The sequence below is a fragment of the Vibrio cyclitrophicus genome (assembly GCF_024347435.1).
Lineage (GTDB): Bacteria > Pseudomonadota > Gammaproteobacteria > Enterobacterales > Vibrionaceae > Vibrio > Vibrio cyclitrophicus.
Map to the genome: position 1 here is coordinate 1,579,383 of NZ_AP025480.1, position 14,732 is coordinate 1,594,114.

Below are 14,732 nucleotides of genomic sequence, written 5' to 3' on the forward strand. Positions count from 1 at the left end.
ATTGATATTGAGGGTTACCTTAAACAGCTAGTCTTTTACAGGCACTTTGCTGGTTTAGGTAAACCGGCAAGTTTGGTTGCTTGCTTCGCAGGACCTTTCTTGAATAACTTGAAAAGGTATTTGCTGTTACCTTTCTCTGGGCCGTGAGCTTTTTCCATCGCCTTCACAAGCATACGAACGGCTGGAGAAGTCTTGAATTCTTCGTAAAAGCTTCTTACAAAATGTACGACTTCCAAATGTGCATCAGTCAGTTCAATAGCTTCATCTTGAGCAAGAATTTCGATCATGCCTTCTTCCCATTGTGTGTAGTCCAATAGGTAGCCTTGAGCGTCGGTTTCGATTTGCTTACCGTTATATTCAAACATGTTTAGTCCAGAATCAAATTATACTATAAGAATAGGGTACATGACCCAGTTTACCTTACTCAATAGATATTGTAGTCATCTAGAAAAATATTGTACTTACAGGTATAAAAAAGCCCAAGAGATAGTCTCTTGGGCTTAAGTTTTCAACGCTAGGTAATTAGTCGTTGCTGTTCATAATACCTAAGATGCTTAATAGGCTGATGAAGATGTTGTAGATAGAAACATACAAGCTGATCGTTGCTGAGATGTAGTTCGTTTCGCCACCACGTATGATGCTTTGCGTTGTTAGCAAGATAACACCAGTAGAGAATAGGATGAACATACCGCTCATTGCCAAAGATAGTAGAGGCATTTGTAGGAAGATGTTTGCAACCATACCGACTAGCAGTACAACGAAACCGGCCATTAACATACCGTTAAGGAATGAAAGGTCGCGCTTTGTTGTAAGAGCGTAAGCTGACGCTCCCATGAATGCCAATGCCGTACCACCTAGTGCCGTAAGGATGATATCACCCATACCTGCACCAACATACATGTTTAAGATTGGACCGATGGTATAGCCTAAGAAACCTGTAAACAGGAATGTGAAGACTAGACCCATGCTGTTGTCACGGTTCTTTTCAGTCAAGAAAAGTAGGCCGTAGAAACCAACTAGCATGATAATGAGACCAGGACGAGGAAGGTTCATCGCCATAGATATGCCTGCTACAACAGCAGACCAAAGTAGTGTCATAGACAGTAGTGCGTAAGTATTACGCAATACTTTATTGGTTTGCAGAGCACTTTCTTGAGATGCTGTGCGTGAAAACATAGGGCTGTTCATAATCTTCCTCGTAAGGTGACTTCAATAGTTATTAGTACATTTATGGGGGTGAAAGTTCGAAAAATCAAGTCTTTCATTCCTCTTGTATACCTAAAATAATAATCAAAATAGTCGGTTAAGTGTTTCTGAAGATGTAACAAATTATTTCTTAATGGGGAATAAAACGTTGCATTGGATCGATATTCTAATTTTCAATGATATTGAATGCCGTTCTTTGTCTTGACCTTGAATCACAAAGAGGCGACCGAAGCCGCCTCTTTAGTTTATGCATCATAACACATTAATGGTGCAGAATTTGGCTCAAGAAGTTTTGTGTTCTATCTGATTGTGGGTTTTCAAAGAAATCGACAGGATTGTTTTCTTCAATAATCTCACCTGCATCCATGAAGATTACTCTATCGGCGACCTCTTTAGCAAAACCCATCTCGTGTGTTACACATAGCATGGTCATGCCTTCTTCAGCTAGCTCGACCATTACATCTAGCACTTCGCGAACCATTTCTGGATCGAGTGCCGAAGTTGGTTCATCAAAAAGCATAACTTGAGGATTCATACATAGAGAACGAGCGATCGCCACACGTTGCTGCTGACCACCTGAAAGCTGACCTGGGAATTTGTCTGCTTGCTCAGGGATTTTTACGCGCTCTAGGTATTTCATTGCAATCGCTTCAGCTTCTTCCTTAGGCATCTTTTTCACCCAAATAGGAGCGAGCGTGCAATTTTCCAAAACCGTTAGGTGAGGGAATAGGTTGAAGTGTTGGAAACACATGCCGACATCTCTGCGCACGGCTTCAATGTTTTTTAAGTCTTCAGTTAGCTCATTACCTGAAACGAAGATATCGCCTTTTTGGTGCTCTTCCAATCGGTTGATACAACGAATCATCGTTGATTTACCTGAGCCAGAAGGGCCACAGATAACGATTTTCTCACCTTTTTTTACTTCAAGGTTAATGTTCTTTAGTACGTGAAACTCACCGTACCACTTGTTCATGTCTTTCAACTCAATCATAAGACCTTGAGAGTTGTTTTCTGTTTGCTGCGTCATAATACGTCCTTGATCTTGTTAATTATCGTTTGTGACCGGTGTGAAGTTTGTTTTCTAGCCATATCGAATATCTCGACATGCCAAAACAAAATACCCAGAACACTAACGCGACAAATACATAGCTTTCTGTTGAATACCCTAGCCATTCAGGGTCGGTATTCGCGGCTTGGCCAATTCCCAAAACATCAAACATACCGATAATCAATACAAGACTGGTATCTTTGAATAAACCAATGAAGGTGTTCACAATTGAAGGAATCGTGATTTTTAAGGCTTGAGGTAGAATGATAAGCCCGGTCTTTTTCCAGTAGCTTAATCCCAGTGCATCTGCGGCTTCGTATTGGCCTTTTGGTATTGCTTGTAAACCACCTCGAATTACTTCTGCCATATAAGCGGCACTGAATAACACAACACCTACAAGTGCTCTGATCAGTTTGTCGGTTTCTGTTCCCTCAGATAAGAAGAGTGGAAGCATTACTGATGCCATGAACAGAACCGTAATAAGCGGAACGCCACGCCAGATCTCAATGTAAACGGTACACATACTGCGGATGATTGGCATCTCTGAACGACGACCCAGAGCCAACGCGACACCAATAGGCAGCGATACAACAATACCGACAAGAGCAATGATCAGTGTAACCAGTAATCCGCCCCATTTGTGTGTATCAACCACTTCCAATCCGAAGATACCGCCGTAAAGAAGACCAGCAATCAAGAAAGGGTAGATGTTTACAAAAAATAACCAAATCCACGTACGCTTAGGTGTTTTTTCGTAAGCTAATATCGCGACAAAAAAAGCTAACGTTGCGTAGAAAAGGCGAGGTCGCCACAGCTCGGCTTCAGGGTAGAAGCCATACATGAACTGATCCCAACGAACGCTAATGAAAACCCAACAAGCGCCGTCACTAGTACAGGCATCTCGTGTTGTTCCTATCCAATCTGCACTTAGGAATGCCCAGTCTGCTACAGCCCATAAAAGGGTAAAAGCGAAGTAGGCTAGAACCACAGTAACAACGCTGTTTACTGGACCATTAAATAGATTTTTTCGTAACCAACCGACAGGTCCAACGGTGTTCGCTGGAGGCGGAAGGTCCGGTTGAAATTGATGTGTACTCATCTTATCTCTCCACCAACGCTACTTTGCGGTTGTATATGTTCATTAGAGCGGATGTTAATAGGCTCAGGGTTAAGTAGACGCCCATTGTCATCGCAATTACTTCAATAGCTTGTCCAGTTTGATTCAACGTTGTTCCTGCAAAAACGGACACAAGATCAGGGTAACCAATGGCCATCGCAAGTGATGAGTTTTTAGTTAGGTTCAAATATTGACTGGTTAGAGGTGGGATAATGATTCTTAAGGCTTGTGGAATAATTACCAGCTTAAGTGTTCTTGAACGAGGGATGCCTAGAGACATTGCAGCCTCTGTTTGCCCATGGTTCACCGCGTTAATACCTGAACGCACGATCTCCGCGATGAATGCCGCTGTATAGATACTTAAAGCAAGCATTAATGCAGCAAGCTCTGGGATAATGCTAATACCACCTTTGAAGTTAAACCCTTTCAATACTGGGTAATCTGCCGAGATAGGCATACCCATAATGAAGTAAGTAACCAGTGGTAAACCAATAATTAACGCTGCCGCAATACGCAACATAGGTGTTTGTTGGCCAGTTAACTTCTGTTTGTTTTTAGCCCAAATATTGATGATAAAAGTAGCGATAACACCGGCAATTAATGAAGCGATGACAATGCTACTGCCTTGTTCTAATACTGGCGCAGGAAAATACAAACCACGCACGTTCAAGAAAATGGCTTCACCGAGGCTCATACTTTGACGAGCGGAAGGTAATGCTTGAAGAACGGCGAAATACCAGAAAAAGATTTGTAGAAGAAGAGGGATATTTCGGAATATCTCAATGTAGATAGCTGCAAATCGGCTAACTAACCAATTCGAAGAGAGTCTAGCGATACCCATACTAAAGCCTAGTACTGTGGCTAACATGATGCCTAGTACTGAAACTAAAGCGGTATTGAGAAGACCGATAAAGAAAGTACGACCGTATGAGAATGTTTCGTCGTATTCGATGAGTGTTAAGCCGATACCAAAACCAGCTTCTTGGGAGAGAAAATCAAAACCAGTGGCAATACCACGGGAATCTAAGTTAGTGAGTGCGTTGTTTACAATCGTGTAAAAGAAGGCACAAAGAGCTCCGACAGCGATAATTTGAAAAATGACTGAGCGAAAAGTGGGGTTGTATAACAGGTTGGCACTTTTGGGCTGTGGCTTTGTCTGAGCTGGAGAAATAGTTTCATTAGGTTTCATACTACTATAACCTCAAATCCATTTAATAAATAGGGCGGAAAACTCCGCCCTAGTTGATGCTTGAAAATTTATTAACGGATTGGTGGAGCGTACATAAAGCCGCCCGCATTCCATAATGCATTTACACCACGAGAAATTTGAAGTGGAGAACCTGTACCAACAGTACGTTCAAAACTCTCACCGTAGTTACCAACTTGTTTAATTACTTGGTAACCCCAATCATCACGAATACCAAGGCCTTTACCTTTAGGACCGTCTACACCAAGAATACGTTTGATGTTTGGATCTTTCGACTTCAGCATTTCGTCAGCGTTTTTAGAAGAGATACCGTACTCTTCCGCATTAATCATTGCTGAAAGTGTCCATTTAGCAACGTTAAACCATTTGTCATCATCTTGGCGAACCACAGGGCCTAGAGGCTCTTTAGAGATGATTTCAGGAAGTACTTGCGCAGATTTAGGATCAGCTAGGTTTAAGCGAAGTGCATACAAGCCAGATTGGTCTGTAGTAAGAACGTCACAACGACCCGCGTCGAAACCTTTAGATGTCTGCGCTGCTGTATCAAATACCACTGGCTTGTAAGACATGCCGCTGTTACGGAAGTAATCGGCTAGGTTAAGCTCAGTCGTTGTACCTGATTGAACACATACTGAAGCGCCATCAAGTTCTTGAGCACTTGTAAGACCAAGATCTTTCTTAACCATGAAGCCTTGACCATCGTAGTAGTTAACGCCAACGAAGTTCAGACCAAGAGCCGTGTCACGATGTAATGTCCATGTTGTGTTACGAGATAGTACGTCGATTTCGCCAGATTGAAGCGCAGTAAAACGTTCTTTAGCTGTTAGAGGTACATACTTAACTTTAGTCTTGTCACCGAGTACAGCCGCTGCAAGCGCTTGACAATACTCAACATCGATTCCTTCCCATTCACCTTTTGAGTTAGGGTTAGAGAACCCTGGAAGACCTGTACTTACACCACAAGTTAGAAAGCCTTGAGATGTGACTTTGTCCAGAGTGCTTTCTGCCGCTGATGCTGATGTTGCCATCATCGCAGTTGATGCAGCTACTACTGAAGCAAGAAGTGTTAGTTTATTTGTCATTTGTATCCTTCCTTGTTAACCAGGTGACACCTGATACTCGTGCTCGTTTGAGTTTTTCTATATGTGTTGCGTTTTCTATGACCTTGTTACTCAAATCAAACCTGTTGCATTTTGCAAATGAAACTGTGTGCGATTTAAGCAACTGTTTATAAGGTTAGGAAAGGATCCGTACTTTCACAAATGTATAATTTAAAAAGAATTTTGAATGAAATCACAAATCCGAACACAATTAGAATGACCAAATGTTAAGTGAATGTAAATAGTGCAACGGTTCACACTGTTGGTGCAACAAGATTTAGATTTTTATATTGATAATCGACTAGATAAATATTCTGAATCAACATCACAATGATGAAACATTAAACTTAAGAGATGTTGAAATTTGGTGAATAAATATTTTTATTACACTTGGATAGTTATTAATGTGCTCCAAATTTGGTAACATGGTTGAATAGTTATTGAAGTAGTCTCAAGGAAGAACATGCGTTATTTCCCAATGTTTTTGGATGTAGAGAATAAGCCAATTCTAGTGGTTGGTGGGGGTGAGGTTGCTTGCCGAAAAGTAGATAGCTTATTAAGAGCAGGGGCTAATGTGACTTTGGTGTCTCCCAAGGTTGCACCTTACTTAAAGCAGCTAGTTGACGAGAGTAAACTTCATTGGGTACAAAACTTTTACTCGTCACAAATTATCTCAAAAGATTATCTACAAGTTTGGGCGACTACAGACAATCCAAGTCTTAACCATCAAGTACATAATGATGCGAAAAAACTGGGTATTTTAGTCAATGTGGTCGATGATTTGCCTTATTGTGACTTCATTACTCCTTCGATGATAAATCGCGGAAGAATCCAAATTGCGATCTCTAGCGGCGGTGCATCACCTGTTTTAGTGAGAAATATTAGAGAAAAACTCGAAACGATACTTCCGCAAAACATAGGGTTAATCGCAGATTTTGGTGCATCAAAACGCAATTCGATCAAAGAGTCATTCCCAACTGTCGACGAGCGTCGTAAGTTTTGGGAACGGTTTCTGTCATCAAGTTTTATAGAGCAGGTGGCAGACAGAGAGCAATTAGAAGCGTATTACCAACAAGCGTTGACTGAAGGCATTGACAATGAAGGACAGGTCACTTGGATTGAGTTCGAGCAAGATATTGAGCTGTTACCAATGAAAGCTTTACGTTTGATGCAAGAAGCGGAGCTTGTTCTTGCTCCGAATGATTGTCCATTCGAGTTCGTCGATTTGTGTCGTCGAGACGCGGAAAGGGAGAGCTATGCTAACAGTGGTGAGCTTTCTACCAAGTTAGAGCAAGCAAGAGCGGAAAACTTAAGAGTGTGTGTCTTCATTCCACCAGCAAGCGTAGAGTTTAATTTACTGGCAGGTAAAGATCTGAAACTGTCTTCTGCGAGAGTATTAGATTGAGGAAAGAGCTTTTCGGAAAAATCTAAATAGACTGTCGATGTTCTGGAAAAATGCTCCGACAAATAAAAAGCCACTTCCCTAAAAGAAGTGGCTTTTTTCCAATTGCATCTTCGATAATTGTTTATGTATCGAAATCACCTTCTGCGGTGCTGCCTATTCGCGATCGGTGATTAAAGCCGTCGCTTTATTGTCAGTATAATTAATCGCGGAAGTTATCAAATTGGAAAGGTTGACCAAGCTCAGCACTACGAACTAAGGCCATAACCGCTTGCAGATCATCGCGCTTCTTGCCCGTTACTCGAACTTTGTCGCCTTGGATAGCGGCTTGAACTTTCACTTTATTGTCTTTGATTAGCTTGACGATTTTTTTAGCGACATCCGTTTCGATACCTTGCTTAAAAATAACCGTTTGGTGCCAAGTTCGACCTGTTTGATCAGCGGCTTTTGCTTCCATCGCGTTAGGATCAACATTACGCTTTGTCAGGTTGCTACGAAGAATATCGCGCATCTGCTTTAGCTGAAAATCGTCTTGAGCGCTCAGTTTTACTGATTCATCTTTGTAATCAAAGCTAGCCTCTACGCCACGGAAATCGAAACGAGTCGATAGTTCACGGTTAGCGTTGTCTACAGCGTTGCGTAGTTCTACTGATTCTACTTCAGAGATAATGTCAAATGATGGCATTGTGTTGTGTCCTTAAGCTAAATTTCTATCTTTAATTGCCGTTGCAAGCATGTCGAGCATTGTTGCAGTATCTTCCCAGCTAAGGCATGGGTCGGTAATAGATTTGCCGTATTCTAGGTTATTGATGTCTGTCATTGGCTGGTTGCCTTCAACAATGAAGCTTTCCGCCATGATGCCTGCAATTTGATTCTTGTTAGATTTTATCTGTTCACAAATATCTTGTGCAACGTCTAACTGCTTACGGTGTTGTTTCTGACAGTTAGCATGGCTAAAGTCTACAACCAAGCGTTGAGGAAGTTCGAATTCAGCTAATTGCTTACATGCGTTATCGACAGATTCAGCATCGAAGTTCGGGCCTTTGTCACCACCACGTAGAATTACGTGACCGTATGGGTTACCAGAAGTACGGTAAACTGTCATGCGGCCATTCTTATCTGGAGAATAGAAGTAGTGTGAAGCATGCGCAGCGCGAATAGCATCAATAGCAATCTTGATGTTGCCATTAGTTGCGTTCTTGAAACCAACAGGGCAAGACAGTGCAGAAGCCATTTCACGGTGAATTTGAGATTCTGTTGTACGAGCGCCAATCGCGCCCCAAGTGATCAGGTCTGCAATGTATTGGCCAGTGATCATATCAAGGAACTCAGTTGCAGTAGCAAGGCCAAGTTTATTGATGTCTAGCAAAAGCTTACGAGCCTTGTTTAAGCCCGTTTCAAGAGCATACGAGCCGTCAAGGTTAGGATCGGTGATCAAACCTTTCCATCCTACAACAGTACGAGGTTTCTCAAAGTAGGTTCTCATTACGACGAACAGTTCATCTTTATACTGTTCTTGAATTTGGCTTAGACGCTCTGCGTAATCAAGAGCTGCATCTGTGTCATGTACAGAGCAAGGGCCAACGATAACTAACAAGCGGTTATCACGACCCGTTAGGATATCTTCGATTTGGCGGCGAGAATTTTTAATGCGCTCAGCAACGTCGTCAGTAATAGGGTGTGCATTGCCTAATTCGGCAGGAGTTGGCATAGGACCCAGAGCTTGGGTTCTCAACTCATCAGTTTTTAATGGCATGTGATAGCTTTTTTTATTCTATTGCGAAGTGGTTAAGATAACGGAATTGAACAGAGGAATAAACTCTCTTAAGTCAAAGTTATCTCTGTTATTGCTAATATTCTTATTTTTATCAGCAGCGCGGCGGCAAATAGGGGATTTTCACTTGTATTAACAGGCAGCTATCGGTATTTTCGTTTGAACACAATATAAAAATGCTGGAGCAGCAATGACTCAAGAAAATCAAAGCACTTTGCACCCAGAACTTGTCTTAGGTGATGTGCTGCCTTCTTATAACGATAATAATAATTCCAACCATCTCTACGTTTCATTATCTGAATTGGTTATGGACCGTGTTTTCTATCACCCAAGTATTGAAAGTCATATAGAGACTCTTTCTGATATAGAGAAAACCTCGTTAAATGCCATTCTTGGTGATAAGACTGTCGATGAACATTTTGTATCTACACTTGTCGTGGCAATTCAAGCGGCAATTCAACCTAGTCACACTAAAGTTCGGATTGCTTTGAGCAGCGCAGATAGTTATGGCTTCCGTTCATTGCTAGGTGGTCATTGTGAAGTAGAAGAAGTTAACCCAGCGCTTGGGGTTCGTGGTGTGGCTCGCTACGCGACACAGGAATACAGCAAGGCATTCGCGCTAGAGTGTCAGGTGATCAAAACATTGCGAGATCAGGGTATCAACGTTGAAGTGGTTGTTCCTTACGTTCGCGCATTGAGTGATGCCGCGAAGATTATCGATTTGCTTGCCGAGCAAGGCTTACCACGTGGCCTCAACGGTTTGAAAGTTCTGTTCTCTTGCGATGTACCATCAGCGGTATTGTTGAGTGAACGATTACTGCATTATTTTGATGGTGTAGTGGTTAATGTTGATAGCTTGGCATCTTTTACATTAGGTGTAGATAAACAAAATGAAGCTCAACAACATGCTTTTGACCCTCAAAATGAGGCCGTTATTACCCTATTGGATATGATCGTTAAAGCAACGTTGCACGCGAAGAAACCTGTATTGCTGGTGACTCAAGGTTTGGTTGATTACCCTCGTTTACAAGGCTATATCGCAGATCTTGAAGGCGTTGAAACGGTGATTACCGCGTAATTCAATTCGCAACGTTTATAAGTTTGATTTGAAACACTAATGCTTTAAGAATGAAAGAGATATCATTGCCGATGATATCTCTTTTTTGTAACATTTTTTTGACATTTTGATCTTGAGTCTATTAACTGGTCAGAGGACTAATTATGCTAGGTGACTCGGATGCTAACCCCTCTACAAAAAGCAAATCTCTACTTAACTATGTTTGGTATGTTCAAAGTGCCATTAATTTGGTTATGCAGGCCGAAGTTACTCGCCCTTGATGACAAGCATGTCGAGCTTAAGATCCCCCTAAAAAGACGAACGAAGAATCACTTAAATAGTATGTATTTTGGTGTATTAGCTGTGGGCGCAGATGTTGCCGGGGGCTTTCTTGCGATGAGTAAATCCCAACAGCAAGGGGAAAAAATATCGTTAGCATTTAAAGAGGTGACGGGAAACTTCTTAAAGCGTCCTGAAGCTGATGTGCATTTTACATGTAATGACGGTGAACTCATCAATACTATGCTGGCTGAAACAATGTCGACTGGCGAACGTGTTAATCAAACCGTAACGATCATCGCGACTTGTCCTTCTTTACATGGTGATGAACCCATGGCGGAGTTTCAATTGACACTGTCTATTAAAAAAGTTCCTTCAAAGCGTTAAATTTCATATCGAACAATAACAAACCAAAATCGCAGTATGTGATTACCACATACTGCGGCGTTCTACGATTCTTGGCTAATCTCTTCAATATCAACAATTTTTGAACGGTTCATAACGATTTTCCAACGGTAATATGTTGGTTCGTTGTCGTGATTGTTCTCTTTGATGATCAAGTTGAGTAGATGGCGCTTTTCTACTGATTCACGACTCACTTGCCCCTCGTTCAAGCGATAAACCTTGTTCGACCCTTTATCCATTAGACGGGTTAGAGCTCTCAAGCTGATAGAAAGCGTTTCACGAGTCTCTTCGTAACCACTCATGAAGGTTGAGGTAGACATTTCTGTATGTGAACGATAGTGCAGAATTTGTTCTTCACGCTGTACCACGCGCTTCTTACGGATCGACTGAATACGATCAGCTAGCTTAGAAAAGCTTGCGTAGTCCAGCCATTCTAATTTGTGGCCAACTGATTTGTTGGTCGTCGGATCAAAGTAGCGACGTTTCCATTTTGGCTTGCCCTTACGAAGCCAGCGCCAAAGGATATCTCTTAAGTCATCTTTGAAGATCTCGCGCAACGCATAGATAAATGACATCGAAACGATAAAAGAAGCGGTAATCTCGCCCAAGAAATCACGAGCTAATATAACGGTTGTTGTCACGACCACCATCACCAAACCGGTAGCGATACCTTTAACTGCACGCTTTACGTTTTTTCCCATCGAGGTGGTCTTTTCTTTGAGCACGATAGGGTGTTCAATCAAGCGGCGCAATAAACGCATCTTGTTGCTCAAACGAGTGACGTCTTCTCGAACTCTCGTGGAGTTGTAGCGATTGAGCTTCCGGTGAGCCGTCTCTTTTTCGCATAGTATTAAAAGGCGTTCTTTGATGGTTGAATATTCACTGCCACGTGGCATATGTGAGACCAGTGACAAGAACTTTTGCTCTGTGTACCAAGAAAGGTAGTTATCAATGTTTGCGTAGTAGCGTTTGAGGTTTTCTTCATAAGGAATGCTTCGGCGGAGCTTTTTCAAGATATCTAACGCAAGCTCAATGACTTCGTCGACCTCATCAGCCGTTACGTCGTCACTATCTGTCTTGTTTAAGCTGCTCACGGCTTTATCTAAAGCAATAACGTATTGATATGCGAACAAACTCAAACTCACACGATATTGAGTCGTTGATAAGCGTCCACGTTTTGCCAAACGACTGTGTACGAGTGGTAACAGTGTTTTATCACTATAGTAGGCACGGTTTTGTGTAATCGAGCTATAAAAAAATGCACTTTCAGAAAGCACTTCAGGCGTCAGCCCGAGTTCACCGGGAATGAATAGATAAACGTCCATGTCGAGCTTTTTTGTTTTTGCCATCGCATGGTTAATTTTAAGTGTTATCGCATCTTGTTTATCAACGGTGATCAACGATGTCTCCTAGAATGTAAAAATATGAATGAAACTAGCGAAAGCATATCAGAGATCACGTATAATCACCGCCAAATTTAAAGTAGAGACAATCTTGATGATTAATATTGGTCAAATAAACAATTTAGAAGTAGTAAAACAAGCAGACTTCGGTGTATTCCTTGACGCTAGCGACTATGGAACTGTGTTGCTTCCGAAACGGTTTACTCCTGAAGGTGTTGAAATTGGTCAAAAGTTAGATGTTTTCTTATACATTGATTCTGACAACCAGATCGCAGCAACCACTGAAAAACCCATAGCTCAAGTAGGGCAGTTTGGCCTAATGACGGTTGAAGGTGTAAACAGTACCGGTGCATTTATGAGCTGGGGCGTGAAAGGGAAAGAGCTACTGGTTCCTTTCAGCGAGCAGCGCGGACGTTTAAACGAAGGTCAATCAATCTTAGTATATGTGTATATTGATAAAGCATCTAGCCGCATTGTTGGTACAACGAAGTTTAACAAGTGGTTAGACAACACGCCTGCGACTTATAAGCAAAATGAGCAAGTAGATCTTATCATCGCTGAGCGCAGCCAACTTGGTTACAAAGCGATCGTGAACGGTGAACACTGGGGCATGATCTTCCCATCAGATATCATCGGCAAGTTGTTCATTGGTAAAACGTTGAAAGGCTACATCAAGAACGTTCGTGAAGAAGACGGAAAAATCGATCTGTCTCTTCAAAAAATCGGTGTGGCCAAGATGGATGATCTAAGCACTAAGATTTTGGATTTGCTTGAGAAGAAAGGTGGCTTCTTGCCTTTGAATGACAAGTCTTCACCTGAAGCGATTTTCTCTGCATTCAGAACCAGTAAAGGCACATTCAAAAAGACGATCGGCGGTTTGTACAAGTCAGGCAAGATTGCTATCGATAAAGAAGGCATCCGTTTAGCTGAATAAGCGAAACTATTATAGGTAAAAAAAAGCCCAAACCTTCCTGTTTGGGCTTAGGGGAAAGGGCTCCGAAGAGCCTACGCTAATCGTTGTAGTTCTGTGTCTAATAGAGCAAAGTCTAGTTTAAATTCTCCATAATGCGATTTTTCATCACACAAATAGTGACTTGAATTGATGGTTATGTAATTAAACGTTGATTTGACAATGTTTTAATTTGCGCTAATCGCACTGTTGCTATAAAACAGTTAATAGTTTCTCAAGTGAAATAGAAAAAGCCCAAACAACTCACGTTGTTTGGGCTTTTTGTTTTTTGCGCATAAAAGACGGCGGTGCCTTTAATTGTAGGATTAGAAAAGATTTTTATCGCGTACCAGCTCTCGTGGTAAGCCATTTTTAACTCGGTTACCTACCCACTTACCAAGGCCGATGATTGCGCCGTTATACTTCACCAATACTTCTCCTTTGCCCGATAGGCCTTCAGGACGTACATCGCGACCCATAAACCATTCTCGAGCGTCTTCAATACATAGCTCTACAATATTAGTTTCGTTGCCTGTAGCCAGTGTTGTCGCCACCTGGTGTTGCCATCGGTAGCCTTTTTTATGAGTTTCAGCGATCTTGATGCCCATACGAGAGAAGCGGAACTCACCAATCATTGGCTCTAATGCTTCAGGGAACAACCAAACGTCTTTATCGCGAATCCATACTTGAGTATCAGTTGGTAATTCTATATCAAGCGTGCTCATCAGTTGTTCAGCGACTTCTTGTTGAACTTTCTTTGACGCTTTTTCAAATGGGAATTTACCCAGGCGTTTTTTAACTTCTGGTGGAGTAACAGATGCCAGTTTACGGATGCGTGCGACAAAGAAACCTTCAGAGTCATACACCTGTGGGAATATATGAAGAAAGCCTTCTTCCGTCGTGGTTGCTTTTGCGTTGTCGAATAGTGATTCAAGAGATTCAAATTCTACAGCGTCACCAAAAGTCTCTTTTAGGTGATGACATACTTGTTGGTTTTCTTCTGTGCTTAATGTGCAAGTCGAGTAAACTAATACGCCGTTAGGCTTTAGCGCGTGGAACGCACTTTCAATCAGGTCTTTCTGGGTATTAGCAATATCGACCACTGATTGATACGTCCAGTTTTTCATGGCATCCGCGTCTTTACGAATCGTACCTTCACCAGAGCAGGGGGCGTCTAGTAATACGGCATCAAACTGTTCTGGTAACCAGCCGCCGAATACACGTCCATCAAAATTGCTCAGCGCTGTATTGCGAACGCCACAACGCTCGATGTTAGCGTGAAGTACTTTCACTCGGCTTGCAGCGTACTCATTGGCAACCAGTACGCCGCGATTATTCATTAGCGCCGCGATTTGCGTTGTTTTAGAGCCGGGTGCAGCTGCTGTATCTAACACGGCTTGATAGTCTTCTTCGCCTTGAAACAATGCAGAAGGTGGCATCATAGAGCTGGCTTCTTGGATATAAAATAAGCCAGACATGTGTTCAGCTGTATTGCCTAAAGGCGCCTCGCTTTCATTAGCGGTGATCCAAAATCCCGTTTCACACCACGGCACAGGTTCCAGTTCCCAACCTTTATCTTTCGCACGTACGAGAAAGTCTTCGACACTGATTTTTAGTGTGTTTACTCGAATACTTTTACGAAGTGGCTTTTGACAAGATGCGATAAAAGAAGCCATGTCTAAGTGGCTTGGCATAATGCCTTTAATGTGAGTTAGGAATTCTTCTGGGATATATACGTTAGCGTGCAAAAGGGTATCTCGATTTATAGCGTTAATGCGGGCAGTT

General features: G+C 42.1%; 14 protein-coding genes. 4 read left to right on the plus strand and 10 right to left on the minus strand.

The window, feature by feature from the left end; translation table 11 throughout:
- Nucleotides 1–35 precede the first annotated feature (35 nt).
- From OCW38_RS06840 to OCW38_RS06865, 6 genes are all read right to left on the minus strand, one after another.
- Nucleotides 36–365 (minus strand): TusE/DsrC/DsvC family sulfur relay protein, encoded by a 330-nt coding sequence (locus OCW38_RS06840; RefSeq protein WP_004733621.1) that lies wholly within the window; start codon nucleotides 363–365, stop codon nucleotides 36–38.
- 157 nt (nucleotides 366–522) lie between these two features.
- Nucleotides 523–1,188 carry a Bax inhibitor-1/YccA family protein gene (locus OCW38_RS06845; protein ID WP_261895547.1) on the minus strand — a complete coding sequence of 222 codons (666 nt, stop codon included), beginning with the start codon at nucleotides 1,186–1,188 and terminating at the stop codon, nucleotides 523–525.
- A 280-nt stretch (nucleotides 1,189–1,468) separates the two neighbouring features.
- Nucleotides 1,469–2,233 carry an amino acid ABC transporter ATP-binding protein gene (locus OCW38_RS06850; protein WP_010440725.1) on the minus strand — a complete coding sequence of 255 codons (765 nt, stop codon included), beginning with the start codon at nucleotides 2,231–2,233 and terminating at the stop codon, nucleotides 1,469–1,471.
- Between the two features lie 22 nt (nucleotides 2,234–2,255).
- Nucleotides 2,256–3,353 carry an amino acid ABC transporter permease gene (locus OCW38_RS06855; protein WP_010440727.1) on the minus strand — a complete coding sequence of 366 codons (1,098 nt, stop codon included), beginning with the start codon at nucleotides 3,351–3,353 and terminating at the stop codon, nucleotides 2,256–2,258.
- A gap of 1 nt (nucleotide 3,354) precedes the next feature.
- Complete coding sequence (locus OCW38_RS06860; protein WP_010440729.1) at nucleotides 3,355–4,560, minus strand: amino acid ABC transporter permease; 1,206 nt, start codon at nucleotides 4,558–4,560, stop codon at nucleotides 3,355–3,357.
- 71 nt (nucleotides 4,561–4,631) lie between these two features.
- Complete coding sequence (locus tag OCW38_RS06865) at nucleotides 4,632–5,660, minus strand: amino acid ABC transporter substrate-binding protein (RefSeq protein WP_010440731.1); 1,029 nt, start codon at nucleotides 5,658–5,660, stop codon at nucleotides 4,632–4,634.
- Nucleotides 5,661–6,141: 481 nt separating this feature from the next.
- On the opposite strand from OCW38_RS06865, the gene OCW38_RS06870 reads away from it, so the two are divergent.
- Nucleotides 6,142–7,083, plus strand: a complete 942-nt coding sequence (locus tag OCW38_RS06870) for a precorrin-2 dehydrogenase/sirohydrochlorin ferrochelatase family protein (RefSeq protein ID WP_010440733.1) — start codon at nucleotides 6,142–6,144, stop codon at nucleotides 7,081–7,083.
- Between the two features lie 199 nt (nucleotides 7,084–7,282).
- Here the strand turns inward: OCW38_RS06870 and OCW38_RS06875 are convergent, their stop codons facing one another.
- Nucleotides 7,283–7,765: a YajQ family cyclic di-GMP-binding protein gene (locus OCW38_RS06875; protein WP_010440735.1), complete on the minus strand. Its 483-nt coding sequence runs from the start codon at nucleotides 7,763–7,765 to the stop codon at nucleotides 7,283–7,285.
- Between the two features lie 12 nt (nucleotides 7,766–7,777).
- Entirely contained in the window at nucleotides 7,778–8,836 is a 1,059-nt protein-coding gene (locus tag OCW38_RS06880; protein WP_010440737.1) for a 3-deoxy-7-phosphoheptulonate synthase, read from the minus strand.
- 208 nt (nucleotides 8,837–9,044) lie between these two features.
- Here OCW38_RS06880 and OCW38_RS06885 point away from each other — a divergent pair, with 208 nt between their 5' ends.
- Nucleotides 9,045–9,932, plus strand: a complete 888-nt coding sequence (locus tag OCW38_RS06885; RefSeq protein WP_261895552.1) for a putative PEP-binding protein — start codon at nucleotides 9,045–9,047, stop codon at nucleotides 9,930–9,932.
- A 159-nt stretch (nucleotides 9,933–10,091) separates the two neighbouring features.
- The gene (locus OCW38_RS06890; RefSeq protein WP_010440741.1) at nucleotides 10,092–10,577 is read left to right on the plus strand and encodes a PaaI family thioesterase; all 486 of its coding nucleotides are present in this window, start codon (nucleotides 10,092–10,094) and stop codon (nucleotides 10,575–10,577) included.
- Between the two features lie 62 nt (nucleotides 10,578–10,639).
- On the opposite strand, the gene OCW38_RS06895 is transcribed toward OCW38_RS06890, so the two are convergent.
- Nucleotides 10,640–11,995, minus strand: coding sequence for a hypothetical protein (locus OCW38_RS06895; protein WP_010440743.1), 1,356 nt, complete (start codon nucleotides 11,993–11,995; stop codon nucleotides 10,640–10,642).
- A gap of 28 nt (nucleotides 11,996–12,023) precedes the next feature.
- On the opposite strand from OCW38_RS06895, the gene OCW38_RS06900 reads away from it, so the two are divergent.
- Nucleotides 12,024–12,932: a CvfB family protein gene (locus tag OCW38_RS06900; RefSeq protein ID WP_261895554.1), complete on the plus strand. Its 909-nt coding sequence runs from the start codon at nucleotides 12,024–12,026 to the stop codon at nucleotides 12,930–12,932.
- A 341-nt stretch (nucleotides 12,933–13,273) separates the two neighbouring features.
- Here OCW38_RS06900 and rsmF read toward each other — a convergent pair whose 3' ends face one another.
- Nucleotides 13,274–14,695, minus strand: a complete 1,422-nt coding sequence (gene rsmF / locus OCW38_RS06905; protein ID WP_016788265.1) for a 16S rRNA (cytosine(1407)-C(5))-methyltransferase RsmF — start codon at nucleotides 14,693–14,695, stop codon at nucleotides 13,274–13,276.
- Nucleotides 14,696–14,732: the final 37 nt, after the last annotated feature.

What these genes read in the sequence shown, in the direction of transcription:
- OCW38_RS06840 (WP_004733621.1), bottom strand. Translation starts at nt 365, where the DNA reads ATGTTTGAATATAACGGTAAGCAAATCGAAACCGACGCTCAAGGCTAC.
- OCW38_RS06845 (WP_261895547.1), bottom strand. Translation starts at nt 1,188, where the DNA reads ATGAACAGCCCTATGTTTTCACGCACAGCATCTCAAGAAAGTGCTCTG.
- OCW38_RS06850 (WP_010440725.1), bottom strand. Translation starts at nt 2,233, where the DNA reads ATGACGCAGCAAACAGAAAACAACTCTCAAGGTCTTATGATTGAGTTG.
- OCW38_RS06855 (WP_010440727.1), bottom strand. Translation starts at nt 3,353, where the DNA reads ATGAGTACACATCAATTTCAACCGGACCTTCCGCCTCCAGCGAACACC.
- OCW38_RS06860 (WP_010440729.1), bottom strand. Translation starts at nt 4,560, where the DNA reads ATGAAACCTAATGAAACTATTTCTCCAGCTCAGACAAAGCCACAGCCC.
- OCW38_RS06865 (WP_010440731.1), bottom strand. Translation starts at nt 5,660, where the DNA reads ATGACAAATAAACTAACACTTCTTGCTTCAGTAGTAGCTGCATCAACT.
- OCW38_RS06870 (WP_010440733.1), top strand. Translation starts at nt 6,142, where the DNA reads ATGCGTTATTTCCCAATGTTTTTGGATGTAGAGAATAAGCCAATTCTA.
- OCW38_RS06875 (WP_010440735.1), bottom strand. Translation starts at nt 7,765, where the DNA reads ATGCCATCATTTGACATTATCTCTGAAGTAGAATCAGTAGAACTACGC.
- OCW38_RS06880 (WP_010440737.1), bottom strand. Translation starts at nt 8,836, where the DNA reads ATGCCATTAAAAACTGATGAGTTGAGAACCCAAGCTCTGGGTCCTATG.
- OCW38_RS06885 (WP_261895552.1), top strand. Translation starts at nt 9,045, where the DNA reads ATGACTCAAGAAAATCAAAGCACTTTGCACCCAGAACTTGTCTTAGGT.
- OCW38_RS06890 (WP_010440741.1), top strand. Translation starts at nt 10,092, where the DNA reads ATGCTAACCCCTCTACAAAAAGCAAATCTCTACTTAACTATGTTTGGT.
- OCW38_RS06900 (WP_261895554.1), top strand. Translation starts at nt 12,024, where the DNA reads ATGAAACTAGCGAAAGCATATCAGAGATCACGTATAATCACCGCCAAA.